The sequence below is a fragment of the Pseudomonas sp. VA159-2 genome, from assembly GCF_024126635.1.
Lineage (GTDB): Bacteria > Pseudomonadota > Gammaproteobacteria > Pseudomonadales > Pseudomonadaceae > Aquipseudomonas > Aquipseudomonas muyukensis.
In genome coordinates this window covers 188,166-213,494 of record NZ_JAMYBV010000001.1, presented here as the reverse complement: position 1 = coordinate 213,494, position 25,329 = coordinate 188,166, and the positions used below count along the sequence as shown (strand labels likewise).

The following is a 25,329-nucleotide window of genomic DNA, read 5'->3' as shown; positions in this document are numbered from 1 at the left end:
TTCAGTGTTCGCATAAAGATCGCCGGGGCCGCTTTGCGGCCCTTTCGCGACACAAGGCCGCTCCCACAAGGGGCGCGCAAGGTTTGAGATTGGTGGCCCCTCGCGCAACCGGCTCAGATCTGCGGGTGTTCCACTTCGATCGGCTTGCGCAAATCCCGCAGGCTGCGCGTCACCGGCCCGCTGTTGCACTTGGCCGCGGCCTGCTCTGGCGTCATCTCGCGGATGGTGCGGTAGAACAATTCGCAGGTTTGCTTCTTCTGAGTTACCTGCCACTTGCTGGTGCAGGCATCCAGGGTGAGCTTGGCGTCGGCCTGCCGGTTGCGCCCCATGCCGGCCTGCCAGCAGGCGGCGGTCAGGTCCTGGCCCATCATCTTCAGGCCCGCGGCGTCGGCCTTGTCCTGGTCGCCGTCGTAGCTTTTCGGGTCGGCGGCGTACCAGATCGCGCTGGGGTGGTTGGCGCCGAGCACCGGCACCTTGGCACTGGCGGGCTCGGGGCTGATGCTCACCAGCCCCAGCACGTTGACCTTCGGCCCATACTGCTGCTCGATCCAGGCACGCACCGGCGCGCCGAAGGCGACCATCGGCAGGGCCGCCTTGCCGTCGTGGCTGAGGGCGACCTCCTTGACCATGCGCACCTGATACTCGTTGAAGTAGCTGTAGACCCCTTCCAGGTCCTTGCCGGCGCTGGCCGGGGCGGCGATCGGCGCGATGTCGACGATGGTCTGGTAGGCCGGGGTCTGGGTAGTTTCGACGCCGTTGAAGGTCAGCAACTGCGCCCAGCGGTCGGTGGTGTTGGACTTCAGGTAGTCCTGGTAGCGGGTCAGCGAATAATCCGGCGGAAAGTGCAGCAGCTCGATGCTGCGGCGGTTCTCCAGGGCCATGCCCAGGGGCAGGAACAGGTACCAGCTGTAGTCCCAGCCGCCTTTCTGGTTGAGCTGGGTCGCGCCCTGGTAGGCCAGCTCGCCGCTGTCGAGCAGCTTGCGCAGGGGCTCGGTGTAGCTGGCCGGGACGCCGCTGATGCTGGCGTGCAGCTGGTCATGCTCGCGGCTCACCTTGACCTTTGCGTTGGCGTAGCCGTCGCGCTGCACGCTTTGGCTCAGGTAGTGCTCGACGGTCTGTTCCAGGGTCCAGTCGCGGTAGCAGATGACGTTGCAGTTGTTGGGGTAGGCGAACAGTCGGGTCACGCGCTGGGCGTCGCCCAGGTCGATCTGCGCGTCGGCCATGGCCAGGCCGCTGAAGGTGAGGGCGGCCAGGCCCGATACAGCCATCTTGTGCATGCTTAACTCCTTGTCAGTGGCCGCCAGGAGGGCGGGCGCGACACATGGTGGATGAAGAGGTGGGGGCATGAAAAGCGCCAAGTGCTGGCTACTGGCTATCGCGCTGTCCGGCCCGGGCATGGCCCAGGCTGACGAGCGCGACCTGTGGATGTTCGCCCAGTGGGCGGGGGATCATGAAAACCGTAGCTTTCGTGAAATGCTGGTGGACGCACGGCTGTATGGGGTGGTGCCGATCCACCAGTTGCTGCGCTCGGCCTCGGATTGGCGGTTGTGCAAGGCTGCGCCGTTCGCGGTACCACCGGCCAGCCATTGGCCGGCGGTGCGCTCGACCCTGGTGCTGATCAAGCTGCTGGGTGAGCAGGGTGCCCTGCGCCAGTTCGAAGTGGTGTCGGCCTACCGCGATCCGCGCTTGAACGCCTGTGCCGGTGGCGCGCCAAGCAGCGCGCACATGCGCGCCTTCGCCGTCGACCTGTTGTTGCCGGCCTGGGCCGACCCCAACCCGCTGTGCCGCTTCTGGCAGCAGCATGGCCAGGCCTGGAACATGGGGCTGGGGCGCTATCCGTCGGGGCGCATCCACCTCGACACGGCGGGCTATCGCACCTGGGGCGGCGATGGCAGCGCCGGCTCGTCGTTCTGCAGCAAGCCCAGCTGAGCCAAGCAGGCCTGGCATTCGCTGCGGACCCAGTCGGCGAAACGTTGGCGCTTGCTGCCATCGTCCAGCGCCTGCGGGCTGAGCAGGTGATAGCCGGAGCCTTCCTTGAGGAAGCCGAACGGCGCCTGTAGCTGGCCGCTGTGCAGTTCGTCGCGGACCATCAGCGCCGAGGCCATGGCCAGGCCCAGGCCGGCGCTGGCGGCCTGGATCGACAGGTAGAAGTGCTCGAAGTCGCTGCGCTCGCCCTGGCCGATGGCCTGGCCGCCCAGGCGCTGCCAGGTGGCCCAGGCGTCGGGGCGGGTAGCGCTGTGCAGCAGGCGCCGGCCTGGATGGCCGGGGGCGCACACCGGGCCGATCCATTCGTCGCAGATCTTCAGGCTGTGCAGTTGGCGATCCCACTGGAAATCGTCGCGGCGCAAGGCCAGGTCAATGCCGCCGCGGGCGAAGTCCACCGGGCCGCCGGCGGCCACCAGGTGCAGTTGCAGGTCGGGGTGGGCGGCCTGCCAGCGCGGCAGGCGCGGGATCAGCCAGCGCATGGCGATGGTCGGTTCGCAGGACACCACCAGCACGGTGTCCGCCGGCTGTTGTTGCAGGCGTTGCACGGTGGCTTCGAGTTGGCCGAAGAGCGCCTGGGTGGTGTCGTGCAGTTCGCGGCCAGCGGCGGTGAGGAACACGGCCCGGTTGCGCCGCTCGAACAGCGCCACCCCGAGGCTTTCCTCGAGCAGGCGCACTTGGCGGCTGACGGCGCCGTGGGTCACGTGCAGCTGTTCGGCGGCGCGCACGAAGCTCTCGCCGCGGGCGGCAATGTCGAAGTAGTGGAAGGCGTTGAGGGGCGGCAGTTTCATGTGCTGGGCTGTTCCGGCGGTCTCGCGGGTGTGTCAGGAAAACTAGCAGATTAGCTTCACTATAAATCGATTTTTACCCGTTCCAGGCATCGGGATAATCCCATCTTCAGTGAATTTTCATCGAGGATACCTGTTTGAACGAACTCATCGCCGTCGCCCTGTTCACCCTTCTGGCCGTCATCAGCCCTGGCGCCGACTTCGCCATGGTCACCCGCAGCAGTTATGCCCAGGGCCGCACGGCCGGCCTGGCCGCAGCGATGGGGATTGCCCTGGGGGTGCAGGTGCATGTGCTGTATACCGTGCTCGGGATCGCCGTGATCATCAGCCAGAGCCCGATGTTGTTCCTGGCCATGAAAGTGCTTGGCGCCGGGTACCTGATCTACCTCGGCTACAAGTCGCTGACCAATACCACGCGTATAAGCCTCGACGGCTTGGCGCACGGCGAGACAAATGTGGCGAGCGCCTTGCGCACGGGCTTTCTGACCAACGCGCTGAACCCCAAGACCATGCTCTTCGTGGTCAGTGCCTACACCCAAGTGGTGCAGCCCGGCAGCCCGCTGGCGCTGGACTTCGCCTATGGCGCGTTCATGTCGTTCGCCCATTGGGTGTGGTTCAGCCTGGTGGCGGTGTTTTTTTCCAACCACTTGCTGCGTCGGGCGATGATCGAGCGCCAGGTGGTGGTCGACCGGGTCATCGGCGTGGCGTTGATCGGCCTGGGGCTGGCCGTGGTGGTGGCAGGCGTGAAGTAGCTTTTTCGCAGGCAAAGAAAAAGGGCTTATCTTTCGATAAGCCCTTTTAAAAGGTGGTGGCTACACAGGGACTTGAACCCCGGACCCCAGCATTATGAATGCTATGCTCTAACCAACTGAGCTATGTAGCCAACTTGGCGCGCATTATTAGCGTGAATCGTCATCCTGTCAACAACGTTTTCAAAAAAAATTTCCCAACCTTTCAAAAACTTAGCGGGAATACCCGGCTCAGCGCGCGATCAGCCAGTGGCCGAGTACGCTGTGCAGGCGCAACTGCTGTTGGTCGGCCAGCCTGGCAAGGCTCTGGGCCGGGTGATCCAGGTCGAAATCGGCACTGACGCGGCGATACCCGGCCTGCTCGTTCAGTAACCACAGGCGCTGGCCTTGATACCCGGCCAGACGTTCCAGCACTTGCGTCAACGGCAAGTCCCTGGCTTTCAGTTGGCCGTTGCGCCAGGCATCGACGGTTTGCGTGTCGACCTTGGCCACCGGCTCGATATGCGCGGCGTTGAAGGTCACGCGCTCGCCCGCGTTGACCATGCGCAGGTCACCGCCCTGGATCAGCGCGGCCTTGCCCTTGATCACCACCAGCTCGTCATGATCGCCGTGGCGGGCGATCTGCAGACGGCTGCCGAACACCTGGATGCGGGTGTCGTCGACCTGCACCTCCAGGGCCCGGCCATCGAGCATCACTTCCAGGTACACCTGGCCCTGAACCAGCTGCAACTGGCGGGTGCGGCCGCGCAGGTCGACGTTCATCGCGCTGGCGCTGTCCAGGTGCAGGGTCGAGCCGTCGGCCAGGCGCACGCTGCGCCGCTCGCCGACGTCGGTGTGCAGTTCGCTGCCCAGGCGTTGCAGCATGGGCCAATAGAGCCAGGCCAGCAGCGCCAGCAGCATCAGGAACAACAGCCCCAGCAGCAGGCCCATGCGGCTTTGACGCAGCTTGAGGATCCGCGGCCGTGGCCGCGCCGCGGGTACCTGCAACTGTTGCCAGTAGGTTTCCAGCGCGGCGTAGGCTTGGGCGTTGAATGGCTCCTGGCACCACGCCGCGAAGGCCTGGCGCAGGCGTTCGTCACAGCCGGGCTGGCGCAGGCGGGTGAACCATTCCAGGGCTTCGTGTTCAGGATCGGCTGGCGGCTGCAGGGCGGGCATCGGGCTCATGGGATCGGTCTGCTCGCGGGGGAGGGCGGGTGGCCCAGTGTTTACGGGGGAATAATGATGCCAAGGATGCTAATTATATTGAGAATTATTTGCAAGTACGTGAGATAAAGAACGATTGCGTAGACACCGCCTTGCTGGTGAAACCTGCGCCGCGTTCAGGCAACCGGCGAGCGAATAAAAAGCTAGCTTCGTATCTATTTGTTTCACGATAATCGGATCCCACCCTGTGCTCGGATATCAGCCCATGGCCACCAGCAGTACCCAGCCCCCTCCCGTGAGCAACCCGGCCAACCCGCTGGTGATGCGCATCATCGGCTTCTGTGCCCTGGCCCACCTGATCAACGACCTGATCCAGTCGGTGCTGCCGGCGATCTACCCGATGCTCAAGGCCAACTACGACCTCAGCTTTGCCCAGATCGGCCTGATCACCCTGACCTTCCAGATCACCGCCTCGCTGCTGCAGCCATGGGTTGGCTTTTTCACCGACAAGCACCCGACCCCCAACCTGTTGCCCATGGGCACCCTGTGCACCCTGGTGGGGATCGTGATGCTGGCCTTCGTCGGCAGCTTCCCGATGATCCTGCTGGCCTCGGCGCTGGTGGGGATCGGCTCCTCGACCTTCCACCCGGAAACCTCGCGTATCGCCCGGCTGGCCTCGGGCGGGCGCTTCGGCCTGGCCCAGTCGACCTTCCAGGTCGGTGGCAACGCCGGATCCGCCCTCGGCCCCTTGCTGGCGGCGGCGATCGTCATTCCGTTTGGCCAGGGCCATGTGGCTTGGTTCGGCGTGGCGGGGCTGTTCTTCCTGGCGGTGACCCTGATGCTGCGCCGCTGGTACAAGGAGCACCTCGACCAGGCCAAGGCACGCAAGGCGCTGCAAGCCAAGCATGGCATCTCGCGCCAGCGGGTGATGCTGGCATTGCTGGTGCTGGGCTTGCTGGTGTTCTCCAAGTACTTCTACATGGCCAGCTTCACCAGCTACTTCACCTTCTACCTGATCGAGAAGTTCCAGCTGTCGGTGGCCAGTTCGCAGTTGCACCTGTTCCTGTTCCTTGGCGCCGTGGCGGCCGGGACCTTCTTCGGCGGGCCGATTGGCGATCGCATCGGGCGCAAGGCGGTAATCTGGTTCTCGATCCTGGGCGTGGCGCCGTTCACCCTGGCGCTGCCGTATGCCGACCTGTTCTGGACCACCGTGCTCAGCGTGGTGATCGGCTTCATCCTGGCCTCGGCCTTCTCGGCCATCGTGGTGTATGCCCAGGAGCTGGTGCCGGGTAACGTGGGGATGATCGCCGGGATCTTCTTCGGCCTGATGTTCGGCTTCGGCGGCATCGGCGCGGCGTTGCTGGGGTATGTGGCCGACCTGCGGGGTATCGAGTACGTATATGGGCTGTGCTCGTTCCTGCCGCTGTTCGGCTTGCTGGCGGTGTTCTTGCCATCCACCGGTAAACGTTGAAGGACTCGCGGGGCAAGCCGCTCCCACGAACCTGCGTGGGAGTGGGCTTGCCCCGCGATTGACGTAACGCCCCCCCTGGCCTAGAGTGCCGCCTTCATTCTTTGACCTGCGTAGTTCAAGCGATGCGCCGTACCGATGTCTTCTGCTCGCCCCGCCCGTCTGTCGCCCCGACAGCGCGCCGCGCGTGGCCGAGCGACACGGTGCTCAAGCGTCGGCGCAGCGTGCTGTTCGCCTTCACCTTCTCGCCACACCTTGCCCTGAACTGATCCGCGCCCCTGTGTCCTGCGCCATCCCGGCGTGACTGCGGGCGCCTGCGTTCGAACATCTTTCAGCGGAATTTCCAGTCGACCAGGGCCAGCGCCAGCGCCCCCTGCGCGTCGGCTTGCAAGGAGTGGTACATGAACATGCGTTTGCTGGCGGGCCTGTTGTTCGCCGTGTCGGTGGTCGGTTTCAGCCTCGGGGCGAGCCTGCCGTTGGTGTCGTTGCGTTTACATCAAGCGGGGGCGGGGACGCTGGAGATCGGTGTCATCTCGGCGATCCCGGCGGCGGGCATGATGCTCTCGGCCTTCATGGTCGATGCCTGTTGCAAGCACCTGACCCGGCGGGTCATCTACCTGCTCAGCTTCAGCCTGTGCACCCTGAGCATCGCCTTGCTGGAATGGGCATTCGACTCGATGCTGTGGCTGGCGCTGCTACGCCTGGGGCTGGGCCTTGGCATGGGCATCGCGATCATCCTCGGCGAGTCGTGGGTCAACGAGCTGTGCCCGGAGCACAACCGCGGCAAGATCATGGCCTTGTACGCCACCAGTTTCACCGGCTTCCAGGTGCTCGGCCCGGCGCTACTGGCGCTGCTCGGCGCCGACAGCCCGTGGCTGACCGGGGTAGTCACCCTGTGCTACGGCCTGGCCCTGCTGTGCATCCTGTTCACCGTGCCCAACGACCACGTCGAGCATGCCGAGGACGCCAAGAGTTTCGGCCTGGCCGGCTTCTTCCGCGTGGCCCCGGCGTTGTGCGTGGCGGTGCTGTTCTTCTCGTTCTTCGACGCGGTGGTGCTGTCGCTGTTGCCGGTGTATGCCACCAGCCACGGTTTTGCCGTGGGCGTGGCGGCGCTGATGGTGACCGTAGTGTTTGCCGGCGACATGATCTTCCAGCTGCCGCTGGGCTGGCTCGCCGACCGGGTCGAACGCACCGGGCTGCACCTGGTGTGCGGGCTGGCGGCGATGGCGATCGGCATCGCCTTGCCTTGGCTGCTGCAACTGACCTGGCTGCTGTGGCCATTGCTGGTGGTTTTGGGGGCGGTGGCCGGTGGGATCTATACCTTGGCGCTGGTGCTGATCGGCCAGCGCTTCAAGGGGCAGGACCTGGTGACCGCCAACGCCAGCGTCGGCTTGCTGTGGGGCGTGGGCAGTCTGGTCGGGCCGCTGGTCAGCGGCGCGGCGATGGACGTCGCGCCCCATGGCTTGCCGATGGCCCTGGCGCTGATGGCCGGGTTGTTCGTGTGCTTTGCCCGCCAGGCCTATCGGCGGGCCGGCAAGCTGCAGGCGGCGGTGGATTGAGCCGCGAGTCACTGCGCAAGATCCGGCGTTTCGGTACTGGACGGCTGGGCTAGGCTGCAGGTTTGTTCCAGGCCGGATACCACCGATGATCCTTGCAGACCTTTCGCCCCACGCTGTCATGCAGGCCACACAGACCCTCGCGGGGCTGGATGCAGACTGGGCGCGGCATATCGCTACCGTCGGGCCCTGCTTGCACCGCGCCACGCCTGGGCGCGAGCCGTACGAGGCGCTAGTCCGGGCAATTGCCTACCAGCAGTTGCATGCGCGGGCGGCGCAGGCGATTCTCGGGCGGTTGCTGGCGCTGTTTGCTGAAACGGCATTTCCCACGCCTGCGCAATTGCTGGCATTGACGCCTCAGACCATGCGCGCCTGCGGCTTTTCCGCGAGCAAGACGGCAACCTTGCACGGTATTGCCCAGGCCAGCCTGGACGGGACAGTGCCGAGCCGGGCGCAGGCCCTGGTGCTGGAAGACGAAGCCTTGATCGAACGGTTGGTGGCCCTGCGCGGGGTGGGACGCTGGACGGTGGAGATGCTGTTGATCTACAGCCTCGAGCGTTCGGATATCCTGCCAGTGGATGATTTTGGCGTGCGCGAAGGCTATCGGCGCCTCAAAGGGCTGGAGAAGGCCCCGACACCCGCGCAGATGCGCGGGCTGGGAATGGCCTGGCGCCCGTATCGCACGGTGGCGGCGTGGTATCTGTGGCGAGCATGATGGCCCAGTCGTGGCGCAGACGCTCCTCCTGTAGCCAGCTTGCTGGCGAACCAGGCAACGCAGTGGATGGCACCGGCTGTGCCGGTGTTGGCGGGCGATCAGACCGCTGAAAACAACGCAAGATTCGGAGTTACGCGCAACGCCGGCCCTGCCAGGCTGACGGCATCGAACTCCAGGAGAGGCCCATGAAACCCGCCCAGACCTACGCCACCGACGCCGAGCGCTGGCACGCCGTGCAGGCCCGCGACAGCGGCGCCACGGGCCACTTCGTCTACGCCGTGCGCACCACCGGAATCTACTGCCAACCGGCCTGCACCTCGCGCCTGGCCAAGCGCGAGAACGTCGAGTTCTTTGCCGACGCCGGCCAGGCCGAGGCTGCCGGCTACCGTGCCTGCAAGCGCTGCAAGGCCGGCCTTGGCAGCCGCCGCAGCGAACGGGTGGCCCGCGCCTGCCGGCTGATCGAGGCCAGCGACACGGCGCCGAACCTCGATCAGCTCGGCGCCGAACTGAATGTCAGCCCGTTCCACCTGCACCGCCTGTTCAAGGCCGAAACCGGGCTCACGCCCAAGGCCTATGCCTCGGCCTTTCGCGCGCGGCGCCTGCGCGAGCAGCTGGATAGCGGCACCAGCGTCACCGAGGCGATCTACGAGGCGGGCTACAACTCCAATAGCCGCTTCTACGAAAGCGCCGACGCACGCCTGGGCATGCGCCCACGGCAGTACCGCGCCGGCGGCCAGGGCACCACCATCCGTTTCGCCCTGGCCCAGTGCTCGCTGGGGGCGATCCTGGTGGCGCAGAGCGAGCGGGGGATCTGCGCGATCCTGCTGGGTGACGAGCCAGAGCCCTTGTTGCAGGATTTGCAGGACAAATTCCCCAAGGCCACCCTGATCGGCGGCGACCAGGCCTTCGAGCGCTTGGTCGCCGAGGTGATCGGCTTTGTCGAGGCCCCGGCGCTGGGCCTGGCGTTGCCACTGGATGTGCAGGGCACGGCGTTCCAGGAGCGGGTCTGGCAGGCGCTGCGCGAAGTGCCGGCGGGTACCCAGGTCAGCTATACCGAGATCGCCGCGCGCATCGGCGCGCCCAAGGCCGTGCGGGCGGTGGCCCAGGCCTGCGCGGCCAACACCCTCGCCGTGGCCATCCCCTGTCACCGGGTGGTGCGCCGCGACGGCGACCTCAGCGGCTACCGCTGGGGCGTGGAGCGCAAACGCCAGTTGCTGGCCCGAGAAACGGCACACTCCTGAGCCTGCGGAACGCGTAGAATTTGCGCCCTGTCGAGTTGTATAGAGGAACATTCGATGAGGCGTGTCAGCCTTGACCGATTTTACCCAGGCGTTCTCGCCCTGCTGCTGTGGCTGGCGCTCCCCGCCTGGGCTGCCCCGGCCACGCCGGTGTCGCGCCTGGCCGTGGCCGAGCAGCAGGTGCTGGACGAAGACGCAAGCCTTGAGCAACTGAGCGAGCACCTCGACCAGATCCGCCAGGGCGTCAGCGCCAATGCCAACGACGACCTGCTGTCGCAGTTGCGCCAGCAGGCCCTGCAGGTGCAGCGCCAGGCCGATGTGCTGGCGACCCAGCGTACCGCCGACGTCGAACGCCTCGACGACCAGCTCAATGTGTTCGGCCCGCCACAGCCAGAGGAGGCCGAGAGCCTGACCCGCCAGCGCCAGCAACTGGCTGCGGAAAAGAACGCAGTACTGGCCGAGCAGAAGGAAGCGACGCAGCTGACCCAGTCGGCCCGCGACCTCTCCACGCAGATCGTCAACCTGCGCCGCAGCCTGTTCAACTCGCAGGTCACCAGCCGCGCGGCCAGCCCCTTGAGCCCGGCGTTCTGGTCGAGCCTGATCCGCCCCACCGACGAAGACCTGGCGCGCCTGCGCGACTTGCGCGGCGAAGCGGCCGATGCCCTGGCCAGTGCCACCAGCGCCCAGCACCGTTGGTTGTTTTTCAGCACCCTGATTGCCGCCGTGCTGGTCTGGACCTGGGTGCGGCGGATGCTCGAGCGCCTGCTGGCCGACGCCATGGTGCGCTGGCTGCCTGAAGGCCGGCTGCGCCGCAGCGCCCTGGCCCTGAGCGTGAGCCTGGCGACCCTGGGCACCATCGCCGGCTCGGTGTCGCTGCTGCGCTGGGGCCTGGAAAGCAGTGCCGAACTGGGCACCGATATCGCCAGCCTGACCAACCATGTGCTCACCCTGGTGGTGTTCAGCGCGTTCATTTCCGGCCTGGGCCGCGCCATGCTGATGCTGCAGCGGCCCTCCTGGCGCCTGCCGCCGATCCCCGACGAGGTCGCCAGCGCCCTGGGCTGGTTCCCCAAGGTCCTGGCCCTGGTGCTGATGGTGATGTTGACCCAGGAGCGCATCAACAGCGTGATCGGCACCAGCCTGGCGCTGACCCTGGCCACCAACGGCCTGACCGCGCTGGTGGTGTCGCTGGTATTCGTCTTTGCCCTGGTGCGCTACCGGCGGACCTTGCGCAAGCACGCGCTGCCGCGCCCGACCGGCCTGGCCGGGCTGATTCCGGCGGTGATCGTGGTGTGGGTGGGCTTGATCCTGCTGACCCTGCTCGCCGGCTACCTCACCTTGGCGTTCTACCTGACCGGCAAGCTGCTGTGGGTCAGCGTGGTCACCACCTGTGCCTACCTGTTGATCACGGTGTTCGGCGACCTGTGCGAAACCCTGCTGTCGCCGCGCCAGCCCGGTGGCCTGGCCCTGGCCTCGGCGCTGGGCTTGCAGCAACGCCACCAGGCCCAGGCCAGCACCATCCTCGCCGGTATCGGCCGCACCCTGTTGCTGTTCGCCGCGGCACTGCTGGTGTTCATGCCCTCGGGCACCAGCACGAGCGAATTGCTGCTGAGCCTGGCCGACTGGGACGGTAGCGGCGGCAAGGTGCTCGGCAACCTGAAGATCGTGCCCCAGGACATCCTCCTGGCCGTGGCCATCTTCATTGGCGGCTGGTTCGCCATCCGCGTGGTCAAGCGCTGGCTGAGCGAGCGCCTGCTGCCGGAGACCGACATGGATGCCGGCATGCGCGCCTCGCTGGTGACCCTGGTCGGCTACCTGGGCTTCCTGTTCCTGGCGATGCTGGTGATGTCCACCTTGCACATCAACCTGACCAGCCTGACCTGGGTGGTCAGTGCCTTGTCGGTGGGTATCGGTTTCGGCCTGCAGCAGATCGTGCAGAACTTCATTTCCGGCCTGATCCTGCTCACCGAGCGCCCGGTGAAGGTGGGCGACTGGGTCAGCCTGGCGGGCGTGGAAGGGGATATTCGGCGGATCAACGTGCGCGCCACCGAGATCCAGATGTCCGACCGCTCGACGGTGATCGTGCCCAACTCGCAGTTCATTTCGCAGAACGTGCGCAACGTGACCATGGCCAATGCCCTGGGCGTGGTCGGCGTGACCCTGACCTTGCCGCTGGAGACCGACGCGGGCCAGGTGCGTGAGTTGCTGCTGGCGGCGTACAAGGAGCATGACGCGATCCTCGACGCACCGGCGACCTCGGTGACGTTCAAGGACCTGACCAGCAGTGGCATGGTGATCGCGGTGAGCGGCTACGTCGGCTCGCCGCGCCAGGTGTCGAGCACGCGCAGCGACCTGTTGTTCACCATTCTCGCGCGCCTGCGCGAGGCAGGCATCGCCTTGTCGTCGCCGCAGAGCATGGTGCTGGTGCAGGAGAATGGGCGAGCGGCCGACGAGCCCGCTTGATGCCATCGCGCGGCCGGTCGCATCGGCGCGCTCGCGCGCCCCTGTAGGAGCGGCCTCGTGTCGCGAAAGGGCTGCGCAGCAGCCCCGGGATACAGCGGCGGTACAAAGATCCTGGGGCCGCTACGCGGCCCTTTCGCGACACAAGGCCGCTCCTGCAGGGATCGTGCAAGCCAGTCGCTGTGGGGCAGCGCGCGCGGGCATCGCGAGCTTTCTACCCCAGGCACCGTGTCACATGCTTCACCGACTGATACCCCGCCAACCCCCAGGGCCCAAGCTCGCGGCCGATGCCGCTGGCCTTGGTCCCGCCCCACGATGTCTCGACGAACACCGCCTGCACCGAGTTGATCCACACATGGCCCACCTCCAGCGCGTCAGCCACGCGCTCGGCGCGGTCCAGGTCGGCGCTGCAGACGGTGGCCACCAGCCCGAAGCGGCTGTCGTTGGCCTGGGCGATGGCCTCGGCTTCGCTGGCGAAGCGCCGCGCGCACAGCACCGGCCCGAAGATCTCCTCGCGCCACAGGCGGCTGTCTTCAGGCACATCCACATACAAGGTCGGGCTGACGAACCAGCCCTCGCGATCCAGCACCGTGCCGCCGGTCAGGCACTCAAGCCCTTCTTCCCGGGCCGTGGCGAAGTAGCCAGCCACCTTCAGCCATTGCGCCTGGCTGGTCAGCGGGCCCATGTCGACTTCCTGCTCCAGCGGGTTGCCCACCCGCAACGCCGCCAGTGCCTGGCGAAGGCGCGGCAGCAAGGCCTCGGCGATGCCGTCCTGCACCAGCAGGCGCGAGGTGGCCGAGCACATCTGCCCGGCGTTCCAGGTAATACCGGCGATAATCCAGTCCAGCGCCTGGTCGACCTGGCAATCGTCGAACACCACGATCGCCGACTTGCCGCCCAGCTCCAGCGTGACGGGCCGGCATTGCGCGGCGGCGGCGCGCATCACCTGGCTGCCGACGCCATTGCTGCCGGTGAACGACAGCTTGTCCAGGCCGTTGTGGCCGCTCAGCGCGGCGCCGGTCTCGGCCTTGCCATTGATGATGTTCAGCACGCCGGCCGGCAGGCCTAGCGTCTCGGCGATCTGGCCGTAGGCGAGTTCGACCAGCGGGGTGACTTCCGAGGGCTTGAGCACCACGGTACAACCGGCGGCCAGGGCCGGGGCGAGCTTCCAGGCGCTGGTCACCAGCGGGAAGTTCCAGGGCACGATCAGGCCGACCACCCCCACGGGCTCCAGGCGGGTGCGGGCGCTGAAGCCCGGGGCGGCCAGGGGCACATCGCGGTTCTTCGCCGGCAGCTGCTCGGCAAGGTCGGCGTAGTAGGCGAAGGTGGCGATGGCATCGTCCAGGTCGATCTGGGCTTCGTGGCGCGGTTTGCCGTTGTTGCGCATCTGCAGGGCGATCAGCGCGTCGCGGCGCAGGCCCAGTTGCTCGGCGAAACCGCGCAGGTAGGCGGCGCGCTCGGCGGCGCTGACGGTTTTCCAGGATGCCAGGGCGCGACGTGCGCCAGCCACGGCCTGGTCGACCTGTGCGCTGCTGGCGGCCAGCAGTTCGGCGAACGGCTGGGCGTCGGATGGGTCATGGACAACGAGGCAGTCGCTGCCCTGGCCTTCGACCCAGTGGCCGTCGATGTAGTGAGAGGGGGTCATGGTGTGTACCGGCGCGATTATTGTGATTATGGCGAAGCGATTCTGCTGGCGGCAGGCAGGGCGTCAAATCGCTGTGGGCAAATAATCAGTTCAGGGATTTGTGAACCAATGGGGGCCGTCGAGGCCCTTGCAGCGCCTGACACCGGGTGATTCATCGTTCCCCCAGCGCAACGCTGAGGGTGCACCGATGGGCCTACCGGCCTGCGTCCGGGCTCTCTACCGTTAGCCCTGTCGCCCGGCTGGCCACAGGCCGCACGGGCATCTGCCCGGGCCCGCCGACTGACGGTCGTTTCGCTCAGCCAGCGTTGCCTACTCTGATAATCCCCACCGCGGATTTGTGTGGGGCGCGGTTCGCCCGCCAAGGCCAGGACGGCCGGTTCTCGATACGAGAGGAGAGAACGATGAGCCCATTCTCGCAAGCTGCCAATTTCCAAGGCCAGGTACCGCGCATCGACCCCGACCACGCCGCCATGCTGTTGATCGACCACCAGAGCGGCCTGTTCCAGACGGTCAAGGACATGCCCATGACCGAGTTGCGGGCCAACGCCATCACCCTGGCCAAGGTCGCCCGCCTGGCGCAGATTCCGCTTATCACCACCGCCTCGGTGCCCCAGGGCCCCAACGGCCCGTTGATTCCGGAAATCCACGAGGCCGCGCCGCACGCGCAATACGTGGCGCGCAAGGGCGAGATCAATGCCTGGGACAATCCCGAGTTCGTCGCCGCGGTAAAGGCCACCGGGCGCAAGCAGTTGATCATCGCCGGCACCATCACCAGCGTGTGCATGGCCTTCCCCAGCATCAGCGCAGTGGCCGCCGGCTACCAGGTATTCGCTGTCATCGATGCGTCAGGCACCTACTCCAAGATGGCCCAGGAAGTCACCCTGGCGCGGGTGGTCCAGGCCGGCGTGGTGCCGATGGACACCGCTGCCGTGTGCTCCGAGGTGCAGCGCACCTGGAACCGTCCGGATGCCGCCGAGTGGGCCGAGGCCTACAGCGCGGTGTTCCCGCACTACCAGTTGCTGATCGAGAGCTACGCCAAGGCCCAGGCCGTGGTCACCGAACATGAACAGCTCGACTCGCAACGCAGCTGAGCCATCCTTTTCAATCCACGCAAGGAGATCCACCATGGCATTCCAATACAAGCGTCTGGACAAGAACGACGCGGCCGTCCTGCTGGTCGACCACCAGACCGGGCTGCTGTCACTGGTGCGCGACATCGACCCGGATCGGTTCAAGAACAACGTGCTGGCGCTGTCCGACCTGGCCAAGTACTTCAAGCTGCCGACCATCCTCACCACCAGCTTCGAGAACGGCCCCAACGGCCCGCTGGTACCCGAGCTCAAGGAGCAGTTCGCCGACGCGCCGTACATCGCCCGCCCCGGCAACATCAATGCCTGGGACAACGAGGACTTCGTCAAGGCGGTGAAGGCCACCGGCAAGAAGCAACTGATCATCGCCGGCGTGGTCACCGAGGTGTGCGTGGCCTTCCCAGCCTTGTCGGCGCTGGAGGAAGGCTTCGATGTGTTCGTCGTCACCGATGCCTCCGGCACCTTCAACGAACTGACCCGCGACTCGGCCTGGCGCCGCATGGAAGCGGCCGGGGCGCAACTGATGACCTGGTTCGGCGTGGCCTGCGAGCTGCACCGCGACTGGCGCAACGACATTGAAGGGCTCGGCACGTTGTTCTCCAACCACATCCCGGATTACCGTAACCTGATGACCAGCTTCGACAAGCTGAACAAGTGACCGCCTGCCCGGGCTCGTGCGCGGGCCCGGGCGCGTCACCCCGGTTACGAGGTAATGGATGGCCCCACTGATTGCCTATTTCAGGCTGGCGCTCAAGCCCGGTCGCGATGTGCTGCTGTTCGCGCTGCGCACCGTGGTGGCCGGCCTGCTGTGTCTTTACCTGGCGTTCGTGTTCGACCTGGAACAACCCAAGTGGGCGCTGATGACGGTGATCATCATCAGCCTGCCGCTGGCCGGCATGACCCTCAAGCGCAGCCTGGCCCAGGTGCTGGGCACGGTGGTCGGCGCGGCGGTGGCGGTGCTGCTGATGGCCTTGTTCGCCCAGATGCCCTACACCCTGGTGGTCGCCCTGGCCCTGTGGCTGGGGCTGTGCACCGCCGGCGGCACCTTGTTGCGCTATACCGACTCCCATGCCTTCGTGCTCAGTGGCTTCACCGCCGTGGTGGTGGCCATGCTCGCCGTGCCGGAACCCGAGGGCACCTTCATGCTGGCGGTCACCCGGGTGACCGAAACCTTGCTGGCGGTGGGCTGCGTGGCGGTGGTCAGCCTGCTGACGGCACGCCCGCAGGCGGTGGCCAGCAGCTACTTCGCCAAGGTCGACAGCCTGCTCAAGCTGATCGCCCGGCATGCCGCCGAGGTGGTCCGCACCGAAGAAGACGAAGCCGCCTTCCGTCAGCGCCAGGCCCAGTTGATCGCCGAAATCAGCGCCCTGGAGGGCCTGCGCCGGCACCTGTATTTCGACGCGCCGCACCTGCGCAGTGGCGACGGGCTGGTGCAACTGTTCGCCAACCAACTGGTGTTGCTGGTGTCACGGCTGTTGGTGTTGCGCCAGCAGCGAGAGCTGGTCAAGGCGCACTGGCAGGGGCCGCTGCCCACGGATATCCAGTTGCTGCGCGACGCCGAGCTGAACAGCCTCGAGGCGCTGGCCCGGGAGGGCATGGCCCTGTCGGCGCAGCACCGGCAAACCCTGCGTACCCTGCACAAAGGCTTCGATGACGCCGCCGACCGTGCCGAGTTCCTCAACGAACCCTTGCCGGCGCAACTGCGTGCCCTGGCTTGGGCCCTGCGCTGGGAGCAGGCACGCCTGCTGCAGCAACTGGACGAGCTGATCGAGCTGAACGAGGCGATCCAGCAGGGGCGCCTGGCCAGTTGCCCGCAACCGCCCGGCCGCGCCGGCGCGCTGCACCTGGACTGGCCGCTGGCAGGGATGAACGCGGTGCGCGCCTGCCTGGCGCTGCTGTTGATCGGCGGGCTGTGGATCGAGACCGCCTGGGATGGCGCACGTTCGGCGGTGATCCTGATGGGCGTGATGTGCTCGCTGATGGCGACCCTGCCACGGCCCTTGCTGGCCAGCCAGAACTACAACCGCGGGCTGCTGGTGGGCATGGGCTTGTCGGCGTTGTATCAGTTCGCCTTGCTGCCGCTGTTCACCGATTTCGAGATGCTGGCGCTGTGTCTAGTGCCCTTGCTCTACCTGGCGGCGGTGGGCCTGGCCAATCCGATGACTGCCGGGATCGGCATGGGCATCGGCCTGATCAGCCTGTTGATGATCGGGCCGCAGAATGTCGGTGCCTACCACAACAGCGACATCCAGTGGTTCGAGTTCGCCGGGGGCTACCTGATGGCCGGGGTGCTGGCGATGATGGTGTTCGCCCTGGTCTTCCCGTTCAACCCGCAACGGCGTATCGCCCGGCTGTTCGGCCTGACCCGCGAGGATGTCTACCGGCAGGTCAGCGACCCAGGCACACTGGCCGGGCAGTTCGCCTTCGAGAGCCGCCAGCTGGATCGCTTGTCGGCCATGCTCGGCGTGCTGCCGGCGGCCACCGACAGTGCCTCGCGCGAATGCTTCGACTGCGCGCTGGTGTGCCCGGCGCTGGCCATCGCCCTGGCGCAGGCGCGTAACCTGTGCGAGAGCGAACTGGCCCTGCCGTTGCTGACCCGCCAGCGCCTGCGCGAAGGCTTGCAGGCGATGGCCGAGGTGATCGGTGGTCGCGGCCGGGTCGAGCTCGACGTACTGCTGCGGGACGTCGAGCGCCAGGGCCAGGTGCTCGATACCCTGCATGGCGCGCTGGTGCCCGGCGGGCGTGAGGCGTTGCGCCAGCTGTTCATCCTGCGGGTCGCGCTGGCGGTCGCCGGGCAACTGCTGGCGCGTTATCGCGGTGTATGGGCGGCGGATGTCCCGGCGCCACTGACGGAGGTGGCCGATGCCCATTGATTTCGAGGTGGGTGGGGTATACCTGCCACCCATCGCCCAGGCGCTGTTGCTGGCGCTGCCGTTGTTCCTGCTGGTCGATGCCCTGCTGCGCCGGGTGGGGGTGCTGGCGTTCGTCTGGCACCCGGCGCTGTTCCAGGGCGCCGTGTATGCCGCCCTGTGTGCGGCCTTGCTGTTGTGGATGGGAGTGCGTGTGTAGATGCCGTCGATCAAACCCTTGCTGTCGCGCAGTTTGACCCTGATGGTGGTGGCGCTGGCCATCGTGCTGGGTTGGTTCGCCTGGGTGCACTACACCCAGGCGCCCTGGACCCGCGACGCCCGGGTCCGCGCCGACGTGGTGACCCTGGCGGCGGAGGTCAGTGGCCCGATCGTGGCCTTGCCGGTGCAGGACAACCAGTTCGTGCACAAGGGCGACCTGCTGCTGCAGATCGACCCGGCGCGCTATGAGCTGGCGGTGCTGCACGCCCAGCGCGCGGTCGAAGTGGCCCGCGCGGCACTTGGGCAGTCGCAGGCCAACATCGTCGCCAACCAGGCGCTGCTCAAACAGCGCGGCAGCGAGGAACAGCGCCGGCGCAAGCTGCAATCGTTGTCGGCGATTTCCGCCGAGGAGTGGGAGAAGTCGCGCACCGAGGTGGCGGTGGCCCAGGCCGACCTGCTGCGCGAGCAATCCAGCCTGGGCCTGGCGCAGGCCAACGTGCAACTGGCCGAGGCGACCCTGGAACAGGCCCGCCTGGACCTGCAACGTACCCGCGTAGTGGCGCCGGTGAACGGCCATGTCACCAACCTGTTGACCCGCCAGGGCGACTTCGCCCAGCCGGGCGCGGCGCTGCTGGCGCTGGTGGACAGCGACTCGTTCCATGTCAGTGGCTATTTCGAGGAAACCAAGTTGCCGCGGATCCAGGTCGGCAGCCGGGCGAGGGTGGTGCTGATGAGCGGTGAAGCCCTGCAGGGCAGGGTGGAAAGCATCGCCTACGCCATCACCGACCGTGAGAACCAGCCCGGCAATCGCCTGCTGGCCAACGTCAACCCCAACTACACCTGGGTCAAGCTGGCCCAGCGCGTGCCGGTGCGCCTGCGCCTGGACCCGGGGCAAGGGCCGGTGCTGCGCGCCGGTACCACCGCCACCGTGACGATCCTCGAACCATGAGCGAGGATGGTGCAGTGGCCCGTGGACGTGCGTTGCCGATGTTCGACCTGAACGACCTGTACCTCTATGCCAAGGTGGTGGAGCACGGCGGTTTCGCCCCGGCCGGGCGCATCCTGGGCCTGCCCAAGTCGCGCCTGAGCCGGCGCCTGGCCAAGCTCGAGGAACGCCTGGGCGTGCGCCTGGTGCAGCGCTCGACGCGGCAGTTCCAGGTTACCGAGGTGGGGCTGGAGTACTACCGCCACTGCCTGGGCATGCTCGAGCAGGCCGTGGCGGCCGAGGACGCGGTCGAGCGCAACCGCGCCGAACCGCGCGGCATCGTGCGCCTGGCCAGCAGCACGGCGCTGCTCGATTCGCGGCTGGCACCGATGCTGGCGCGCTTCATGGCGCAATGCCCGGTGGTCGAGTTGCTGGTCAAGAGCTACAACCGCCGCGTCGATGTGATTGGCGAAGGCTTCGACCTGGTGCTCAGCGTGCGTCACCAGCCGCTGGAAAGCAGCGAGCTGATCATGCGCCGCCTGGCGCCGAGCCGGCAGTGCCTGGTGGCCGCGCCCGGCTTGCTGGCCGCGCACGGCAAGCCGCAACGGCCCGAGCAGCTGCAGGCGCTGCCCAGCCTGTGCTGGGGCGTCAACGTGCAGGATTTCACCTGGTTGCTGGAAGGCCCGCAGGGCGCCGAAGCCGCCGTGCCGTTTCGCCCACGTATCGTCTCGGATGACCTGGCGGTATTGCGCGAGGGCGCCCTGGCCGGTGTCGGCGTGGTGTTGCTGCCCGAGGAGGCGGTCGCCGCCGACCTGGCCTGCGGGCAGTTGGTGCTGGTGCTCGACGGCTGGGCGCCACGGGAAGGAGAGGTGGTGGCGCTGTTTCCTTCCCGGCGCGGGCTGATGCCCGCGGTGCGCAAGCTGATCGACTTCCTTGCCGAGGCGTTCGAGCACGAGCAGGCGGCTACGCGGCCACATCGCGCTCGCTGAACGCCGTCGAGGCCGCCGGACGCGAAGCTCAGGGAAAAGACCGTGGTCAGTTGCCCGGCGATGCCGAGCGGTACGGCCAGGCCATTGGCCAGGGACGGCAGGATGCCGACAGTGATGTTTCAGCCATGCCCGTGACGAAGGTCGCCAGGGCCAGCAGCCAGATACGCGGGGTCATGTGTTGCCTCCGATAAACAGGCCGGCCAAGGTCCGGACCCATTTGTCCCGACGGGTGACCGGCAAGGGTCAGGTCCATCGGGTTTCGAGACAGTGCTTCGGTTATCCCGGTTCAAGCAGGAACAATTGTACGGTTGCGCAAGGTGGGTGAGGTGCGGGGCGTGCAAAACCGCTGGCAGTCAGTCAGCGAAACGCTCACCTAACCCGCAAAAAAAGAAAACCCCTGGAACGCGAACGCTCAAGGGGCTTTTCCCTGCGGGGCCTGTTGGCTCAGACGTTGAAGCGGAAGTGCATCACATCGCCATCCTTGACGATGTAATCCTTGCCTTCCAGGCGCCATTTGCCGGCTTCCTTGGCGCCGCTCTCACCCTTGAACTGGATGAAATCGTCGTAGGCCACCACTTCGGCGCGGATGAAGCCTTTTTCGAAGTCGGTGTGGATCACACCGGCTGCCTGTGGCGCAGTGGCGCCCACGCGCACGGTCCAGGCGCGAACTTCCTGCACGCCGGCAGTGAAGTAGGTCTGCAGGTTGAGCAGCTCGTAACCGGCGCGGATCACGCGGTTCAGGCCTGGCTCTTCCAGGCCCAGGGCCTCGAGGAACATGTCCTTCTCCTCGCCGTCGTCCAGCTCGGCGATCTCGGCCTCGATCTTGTTGCACACCGGCACCACGACCGCGCCTTCTTCCTCGGCGATGGCCTTGACCACGTCCAGGTGCGGGTTGTTGTCGAAGCCGTCTTCGGCAACGTTGGCGATGTACATCACCGGCTTGCTGGTCAGCAGGTGGAAGCCGCGGATCAAGGCCTTCTCGTCGTCGGCCATGTGCTTCATCAGGCTGCGCGCCGGCTTGCCTTCGGTGAAGTGCGGGATCAGTTTTTCCAGGATCGCCTTTTGCGCCAGGGCGTCCTTGTCACCGCCCTTGGCGTTGCGCGCAACTTTCTGCAGTTGCTTCTCGCAGCTGTCGAGGTCGGCGAAGATCAGTTCGAGGTCGATGATCTCGATGTCGCGCTTGGGGTCGACGCTGTTGGAAACGTGGATCACGTTCTCGTCTTCGAAGCAGCGCACCACGTGGGCGATGGCGTCGGTCTCGCGGATGTTGGCGAGGAACTTGTTGCCCAGGCCTTCACCCTTGGAGGCACCGGCGACCAGGCCGGCGATGTCGACGAACTCCATGGTGGTCGGCAGGATGCGGTTGGGCTTGACGATCTCTGCCAGTGCCGCCAGGCGCGCGTCGGGCATCGGCACGATGCCGCTGTTCGGCTCGATGGTGCAGAAGGGGAAGTTCTCCGCCGCGATGCCGGACTTGGTCAGGGCGTTGAACAGGGTGGACTTGCCGACGTTGGGCAGGCCGACGATGCCGCAATTGAAACCCATGGGAATTCCCCTTTCTAAAGAGTCAGGCCTTCTGGCTGTGCAGCTCGCGCATGGCCTTGGCGAAGTCGCCGGCAAGCACGTCCGGCAGCACGCCGAGGGCAAAATCGATGCTGGCGTCGAGCTTCTCCTGCTCGGCGCGCGGCGCGCGGCCCAGGACGAAGTTGGAGACCAGTTTGGCGTCGCCCGGGTGGCCGATGCCAAGCCGCAGGCGGTGGAAGTCGTTCTGGTTGCCGAGCTGCGCGATGATGTCGCGCAGGCCGTTGTGCCCACCGTGGCCGCCGCCCTTCTTGAGCTTGGCGACGCCGGGAGGCAGGTCGAGTTCGTCATGCGCCACCAGGATCGCTTCCGGCTTGATGCGGAAGAAATTGGCCAGAGCCGCCACGGACTGGCCGCTGCGGTTCATGTAGGTGGTGGGGATCAGCAGGCGAACATCGTTGCCCTGATGGCTGAACTTAGCCGTCAGGCCGAAATATTTTTTGTCAGCGGACAGCGAAACGCGCTGGGCGCTGGCAAGGCGTTCAACGAAAAGAGCCCCTGCGTTATGCCGGGTCTGTTCGTATTCGGGGCCGGGGTTACCCAGGCCGACGATCAACTGGATGGCGGTCACGTCAGGGGCTCTTCCTTGGAGTTGGTGGGTTACCGTGCGCGCGGCACTGTAACCCGATCAACGCCGGCGTGCGAGTGGATTACTCGGCAGCGCCTTCAGCAGCGTCAGCGGCAACGCGCGGGGCGTGGACGTTGGCAACAGCTTTGTCATCACCGTGGGCCAGAGCGACGAACTCTACGCCTTTCGGAGCTTTCAGGTCCGACAGGTGGATGATGGCGCCGATTTCGGCCTTGGACAGGTCGACTTCGATGAACTCAGGCAGGTCCTTGGCTTCGCAGGACACTTCGATCTCGGAAACAACGTGCGAGATTTCGCCGCCTTTCTTGATCGGAGCTTCTTCACCAACGAAGTGAACTGGAACCTTGGCGGTCAGCTTCTGGCCAGCAACGACGCGAACGAAGTCGGCGTGCATGATGAAGCCTTTGGCCGGGTGACGCTGCATGGCCTTGACCACGACGTTCTGCTTGGCGCCATCGACGTTCAGTTCGATCACGTGGCTGAAGGCAGCTTCGTTTTCGAACAGCTTGGCGATTTCCTTGGCCACGATGGTCAGGGATTGGGCTTCTTTATCGCCACCGTAGACAACGGCAGGGATGTTGGCGGAGTGACGCAGGCGGCGGCTCGCACCTTTCCCCAGGTCAGTACGCGCTTGGGCGTTCAGGATGAAATCAGTCATTTTGTTTCTCCAAAATAGCCTCCCGCGGGCGTTTGCGACCAGCGCCAACGGGGATGGCAAAAAAGCCCCGCCCCAACAACCAGTGTCGGGGCGGGGCGCTTTTCGTCAGCGAGTGTTCCGCTTAGCGGAACATCGCGCTGATCGATTCTTCGTTGCTGATGCGGCGTACCGCTTCAGCGACGACCGGTGCGATATCCAGCTGGCGGATACGGTCACAGGCCTGAGCAGCGGCGGACAGCGGAACGGTGTTGGTCACCACCAGCTCGTCCAGTACCGACTTCTCGATGTTCTCGATCGCGCGGCCCGACAGGACAGGGTGCGTGCAGTAGGCGTAAACCTTGGCAGCACCGTGTTCTTTCAGGGCTTTGGCCGCGTGGCACAGGGTGCCGGCGGTGTCGACCATGTCGTCTACCAGGATGCAGGTGCGTCCTTCGACGTCGCCGATGATGTGCATAACCTCGGAGTGGTTAGCCTTCTCGCGGCGTTTGTCGATGATACCCAGGTCGACACCCAGGGACTTGGCGACGGCACGGGCACGTACCACGCCACCGATGTCCGGGGAGACGATCATCAGGTTCTCGAAACGCTGGTCTTCGATGTCGTCGACCAGTACGGGCGAGCCGTAGATGTTGTCGACGGGGATATCGAAGAAACCCTGGATCTGGTCAGCGTGCAGGTCGACCGTGAGTACACGGTCGATACCCACGACAGTGAGCATGTCAGCGACGACTTTGGCGCTGATGGCTACACGTGCCGAACGCGGACGGCGGTCCTGGCGGGCGTATCCGAAGTAGGGAATCACGGCGGTGATTCGCGACGCTGAGGAGCGGCGGAAGGCATCGGCCATCACTACCAGTTCCATCAGATTGTCGTTGGTTGGGGCACAGGTGGGCTGAATGATGAAGACGTCCTTACCACGAACATTTTCATTGATTTCAGCACTGATTTCGCCGTCGGAGAACTTGCCGACAGACACATCACCCAGTGGAATATGCAGCTGACGTACGACACGCCGAGCCAGATCGGGGTTGGCATTCCCCGTGAAGACCATCATCTTGGACACGCGCAGTACCTGAAGGCTGAGGGTAACCTGGATGAGTATAAGAAATGGCAGGGGCGGCTGGATTCGAACCAACGCATGGCAGGATCAAAACCTGCTGCCTTACCGCTTGGCGACGCCCCTGTATCTATTGCTGCGAGCTCTTATGAACTCGACTTCTTGAGCAGACTTTGCAGCTTGCGATGCAACATCGAAACATTGCTTCCTTTCGCCACAAACCCTGTTTGGGTCTCTGAAAGAAGGGCCAGAACTCTAACAGCTTCGGCTTTGCTTGGGAAGGCCCCAAACACACAACTTCCAGTTCCGGTCATTCGGGCTTCGGTGTATTTACCCAGTGAATTCAACGCATTGCGAACTTCTGGATACCGTTGCTCAACTACCGGTTGGCAGTCATTTCGACTGTTTCCCTCGGGAACGGGGCGCATCTTAAGGGGGAGGGAATCACGTGTCAACTCTGGATGCGAAAAAATTTCCGCTGTGCTGACAGACACTTGCGGCACCAGCACGAGGTACCAGGGTTCGCTGGGGTAGACCGGGGTCAGCTGTTCGCCGACGCCCTGGGCGAACGCGGCATGGCCACGCACGAACACCGGCACGTCGGCACCCAGGCTCAGGCCCAGAGTGGCCAGGCGATCTTCATCCCAGTCCAGCTGCCACAGGTGGGCCAGCGCCAGCAGGGTGGTCGCGGCGTCCGAGCTGCCGCCGCCAATGCCGCCACCCATGGGCAACACCTTGTGCAGCCAGATGTCGGCGCCCAGCGCGGTGCCGGATTGCGCTTGCAACTGGCGCGCCGCGCGCACGATCAGGTTGCTGTCGTGGGGCACGCCCTCGATGTCGGTCTGCAGGCGGATCTGGCCGTCGTCACGCAGCGCGAAACTCAGCTCGTCGGCGTGGTCGAGGAACTGGAACACGGTTTCCAGCTCGTGGTAACCGTCGGCGCGACGGCCAGTGATGTGCAGCCACAGGTTGAGCTTGGCCGGGGCCGGCAGGGTCAGCTTGAGCATGTTGTCAGTGCCCCAGCTGGCGCGGCTGCCAGTCCTTGACCACCAGGGTCACGTCGATGTTCTCGCCGTACAGCTTCAGGCGCTCGGGCAGCCAGTAGCCGTTCTGCTCTATATAGCTCAAGTATTCGACGCGCCAGCCGTCCTGGGTCAAGCCGGCCAGGCGGCTGTCGCCGTCCAGGGTCAGCTGGCTCTTGCTGTCGGGGGCGGGCAGGCCGCGCACCCACCACACCAGGTGCGACACCGGCAGGCGCCAACCGAGCTGTTCTTGCAGCAGCGCCTCGGGGGTCGGCGCCTCGAAACGGCCCTGGTTGGCCACCTCCAGCACCACGCCGCCTGGGCGCCCGGTCAGGCGCGCGGCGCCGCGGCCCAGCGGGCCGGCCAGGCGAATATCGTAGTAATCCTGGCGTTGCAGCCAGAACAGGGTGCCGCTGCCGGAGTCACGCGGGGCGCGGATGCCGACCTTGCCGTTGATCTGCCAGCCGTCGAGGCTGCTCAGCTGTTGCTTGTGCGCCCGCCACAGTTGCGGGCTGCCCTGGCCTTGCACGGCTTCCTTGCTGCCGAAGCCGGCGCAGCCGGCGAGCAGGGCGATGAGGGTAAAGGTGATGCAATGACGCAGGAACATGGT

The 25,329-nt window shown here is 65.8% G+C and carries 24 protein-coding genes and 2 tRNA genes; 13 read left to right on the top strand and 13 right to left on the bottom strand.

Going from position 1 to position 25,329, the window contains the following annotated elements:
• Nucleotides 1–113: 113 nt before the first annotated feature.
• Nucleotides 114–1,277, bottom strand: a complete 1,164-nt coding sequence (locus NJG22_RS00915) for a hypothetical protein (protein WP_253091804.1) — start codon at nucleotides 1,275–1,277, stop codon at nucleotides 114–116.
• Between the two features lie 67 nt (nucleotides 1,278–1,344).
• Here NJG22_RS00915 and NJG22_RS00910 point away from each other — a divergent pair, with 67 nt between their 5' ends.
• On the top strand, nucleotides 1,345–1,929 hold the full coding sequence (locus NJG22_RS00910; RefSeq protein WP_253091802.1) for a D-Ala-D-Ala carboxypeptidase family metallohydrolase: 585 nt from the start codon (nucleotides 1,345–1,347) through the stop codon (nucleotides 1,927–1,929).
• Here NJG22_RS00910 and NJG22_RS00905 read toward each other — a convergent pair.
• Nucleotides 1,869–2,774 (bottom strand): LysR substrate-binding domain-containing protein, encoded by a 906-nt coding sequence (locus NJG22_RS00905; RefSeq protein WP_253091800.1) that lies wholly within the window; start codon nucleotides 2,772–2,774, stop codon nucleotides 1,869–1,871. The two genes, NJG22_RS00910 and NJG22_RS00905, sit on opposite strands and share 61 nt — an antisense overlap.
• 134 nt (nucleotides 2,775–2,908) lie before the next feature.
• Between NJG22_RS00905 and NJG22_RS00900 the strand changes: the two genes are divergently transcribed.
• Nucleotides 2,909–3,523: a LysE family transporter gene (locus tag NJG22_RS00900; protein ID WP_253091798.1), complete on the top strand. Its 615-nt coding sequence runs from the start codon at nucleotides 2,909–2,911 to the stop codon at nucleotides 3,521–3,523.
• Between the two features lie 54 nt (nucleotides 3,524–3,577).
• Here NJG22_RS00900 and NJG22_RS00895 read toward each other — a convergent pair.
• Together NJG22_RS00895 and NJG22_RS00890 are read right to left on the bottom strand one after the other, a co-directional pair.
• Nucleotides 3,578–3,654: transfer RNA gene (locus NJG22_RS00895), tRNA-Met, on the bottom strand.
• Nucleotides 3,655–3,751: 97 nt separating this feature from the next.
• Nucleotides 3,752–4,684 carry a FecR domain-containing protein gene (locus tag NJG22_RS00890; RefSeq protein WP_253091796.1) on the bottom strand — a complete coding sequence of 311 codons (933 nt, stop codon included), beginning with the start codon at nucleotides 4,682–4,684 and terminating at the stop codon, nucleotides 3,752–3,754.
• A 244-nt stretch (nucleotides 4,685–4,928) separates the two neighbouring features.
• On the opposite strand from NJG22_RS00890, the gene NJG22_RS00885 reads away from it, so the two are divergent.
• The 5 genes from NJG22_RS00885 (at nucleotide 4,929) to NJG22_RS00865 (ending at nucleotide 12,100) form a co-directional block, all read left to right on the top strand.
• Nucleotides 4,929–6,134, top strand: coding sequence for an MFS transporter (locus NJG22_RS00885; RefSeq protein ID WP_253091794.1), 1,206 nt, complete (start codon nucleotides 4,929–4,931; stop codon nucleotides 6,132–6,134).
• Nucleotides 6,135–6,532: 398 nt separating this feature from the next.
• The gene (locus NJG22_RS00880) at nucleotides 6,533–7,690 is read left to right on the top strand and encodes an MFS transporter (RefSeq protein WP_217850282.1); all 1,158 of its coding nucleotides are present in this window, start codon (nucleotides 6,533–6,535) and stop codon (nucleotides 7,688–7,690) included.
• Nucleotides 7,691–7,775: 85 nt separating this feature from the next.
• Nucleotides 7,776–8,402, top strand: a complete 627-nt coding sequence (locus tag NJG22_RS00875; protein ID WP_253091792.1) for a DNA-3-methyladenine glycosylase — start codon at nucleotides 7,776–7,778, stop codon at nucleotides 8,400–8,402.
• Between the two features lie 185 nt (nucleotides 8,403–8,587).
• Entirely contained in the window at nucleotides 8,588–9,643 is a 1,056-nt protein-coding gene (ada, locus tag NJG22_RS00870; RefSeq protein ID WP_253091790.1) for a bifunctional DNA-binding transcriptional regulator/O6-methylguanine-DNA methyltransferase Ada, read from the top strand.
• Between the two features lie 54 nt (nucleotides 9,644–9,697).
• Nucleotides 9,698–12,100, top strand: a complete 2,403-nt coding sequence (locus tag NJG22_RS00865) for a DUF3772 domain-containing protein (RefSeq protein ID WP_253091788.1) — start codon at nucleotides 9,698–9,700, stop codon at nucleotides 12,098–12,100.
• 211 nt (nucleotides 12,101–12,311) lie between these two features.
• Here the strand turns inward: NJG22_RS00865 and NJG22_RS00860 are convergent, their stop codons facing one another.
• Nucleotides 12,312–13,742 carry an aldehyde dehydrogenase family protein gene (locus NJG22_RS00860; RefSeq protein ID WP_253091786.1) on the bottom strand — a complete coding sequence of 477 codons (1,431 nt, stop codon included), beginning with the start codon at nucleotides 13,740–13,742 and terminating at the stop codon, nucleotides 12,312–12,314.
• A 401-nt stretch (nucleotides 13,743–14,143) separates the two neighbouring features.
• Between NJG22_RS00860 and NJG22_RS00855 the strand changes: the two genes are divergently transcribed.
• From NJG22_RS00855 to NJG22_RS00830, 6 genes are read left to right on the top strand one after another with little or no spacing between them, the layout of a single operon-like run.
• Nucleotides 14,144–14,833, top strand: coding sequence for a hydrolase (locus tag NJG22_RS00855; protein ID WP_253091784.1), 690 nt, complete (start codon nucleotides 14,144–14,146; stop codon nucleotides 14,831–14,833).
• A gap of 34 nt (nucleotides 14,834–14,867) precedes the next feature.
• Entirely contained in the window at nucleotides 14,868–15,488 is a 621-nt protein-coding gene (gene ycaC / locus NJG22_RS00850; RefSeq protein ID WP_253091782.1) for an isochorismate family cysteine hydrolase YcaC, read from the top strand.
• Between the two features lie 58 nt (nucleotides 15,489–15,546).
• Complete coding sequence (locus tag NJG22_RS00845) at nucleotides 15,547–17,703, top strand: FUSC family protein (protein ID WP_253091781.1); 2,157 nt, start codon at nucleotides 15,547–15,549, stop codon at nucleotides 17,701–17,703.
• Entirely contained in the window at nucleotides 17,693–17,899 is a 207-nt protein-coding gene (locus tag NJG22_RS00840) for a DUF1656 domain-containing protein (RefSeq protein WP_253091778.1), read from the top strand. Before NJG22_RS00845 ends, NJG22_RS00840 begins: the two co-directional genes overlap by 11 nt.
• 9 nt (nucleotides 17,900–17,908) lie before the next feature.
• Nucleotides 17,909–18,847: an HlyD family secretion protein gene (locus NJG22_RS00835; protein WP_253092066.1), complete on the top strand. Its 939-nt coding sequence runs from the start codon at nucleotides 17,909–17,911 to the stop codon at nucleotides 18,845–18,847.
• Between the two features lie 38 nt (nucleotides 18,848–18,885).
• Nucleotides 18,886–19,812 (top strand): LysR substrate-binding domain-containing protein, encoded by a 927-nt coding sequence (locus NJG22_RS00830; RefSeq protein WP_253092064.1) that lies wholly within the window; start codon nucleotides 18,886–18,888, stop codon nucleotides 19,810–19,812.
• A gap of 46 nt (nucleotides 19,813–19,858) precedes the next feature.
• On the opposite strand, the gene NJG22_RS24535 is transcribed toward NJG22_RS00830, so the two are convergent.
• The 8 genes from NJG22_RS24535 to lolB all read right to left on the bottom strand — a co-directional run bounded on the left by NJG22_RS24535 (nucleotide 19,859) and on the right by lolB (nucleotide 25,326).
• Nucleotides 19,859–19,987 (bottom strand): hypothetical protein, encoded by a 129-nt coding sequence (locus tag NJG22_RS24535; RefSeq protein ID WP_290444478.1) that lies wholly within the window; start codon nucleotides 19,985–19,987, stop codon nucleotides 19,859–19,861.
• 269 nt (nucleotides 19,988–20,256) lie between these two features.
• Nucleotides 20,257–21,357 carry a redox-regulated ATPase YchF gene (ychF, locus tag NJG22_RS00825; RefSeq protein ID WP_134694008.1) on the bottom strand — a complete coding sequence of 367 codons (1,101 nt, stop codon included), beginning with the start codon at nucleotides 21,355–21,357 and terminating at the stop codon, nucleotides 20,257–20,259.
• Between the two features lie 22 nt (nucleotides 21,358–21,379).
• Nucleotides 21,380–21,964 carry an aminoacyl-tRNA hydrolase gene (gene pth, locus NJG22_RS00820; RefSeq protein ID WP_134694009.1) on the bottom strand — a complete coding sequence of 195 codons (585 nt, stop codon included), beginning with the start codon at nucleotides 21,962–21,964 and terminating at the stop codon, nucleotides 21,380–21,382.
• Between the two features lie 79 nt (nucleotides 21,965–22,043).
• Nucleotides 22,044–22,640: a 50S ribosomal protein L25/general stress protein Ctc gene (locus tag NJG22_RS00815; RefSeq protein WP_253091776.1), complete on the bottom strand. Its 597-nt coding sequence runs from the start codon at nucleotides 22,638–22,640 to the stop codon at nucleotides 22,044–22,046.
• A 121-nt stretch (nucleotides 22,641–22,761) separates the two neighbouring features.
• Complete coding sequence (locus NJG22_RS00810) at nucleotides 22,762–23,703, bottom strand: ribose-phosphate pyrophosphokinase (protein ID WP_016391678.1); 942 nt, start codon at nucleotides 23,701–23,703, stop codon at nucleotides 22,762–22,764.
• Between the two features lie 45 nt (nucleotides 23,704–23,748).
• A tRNA-Gln gene (locus NJG22_RS00805) sits at nucleotides 23,749–23,823 on the bottom strand.
• A 20-nt stretch (nucleotides 23,824–23,843) separates the two neighbouring features.
• Nucleotides 23,844–24,704, bottom strand: a complete 861-nt coding sequence (gene ispE / locus NJG22_RS00800) for a 4-(cytidine 5'-diphospho)-2-C-methyl-D-erythritol kinase (protein WP_253091774.1) — start codon at nucleotides 24,702–24,704, stop codon at nucleotides 23,844–23,846.
• Between the two features lie 4 nt (nucleotides 24,705–24,708).
• Nucleotides 24,709–25,326, bottom strand: coding sequence for a lipoprotein insertase outer membrane protein LolB (gene lolB, locus NJG22_RS00795; protein WP_253091772.1), 618 nt, complete (start codon nucleotides 25,324–25,326; stop codon nucleotides 24,709–24,711).
• Nucleotides 25,327–25,329 lie beyond the last annotated feature (3 nt).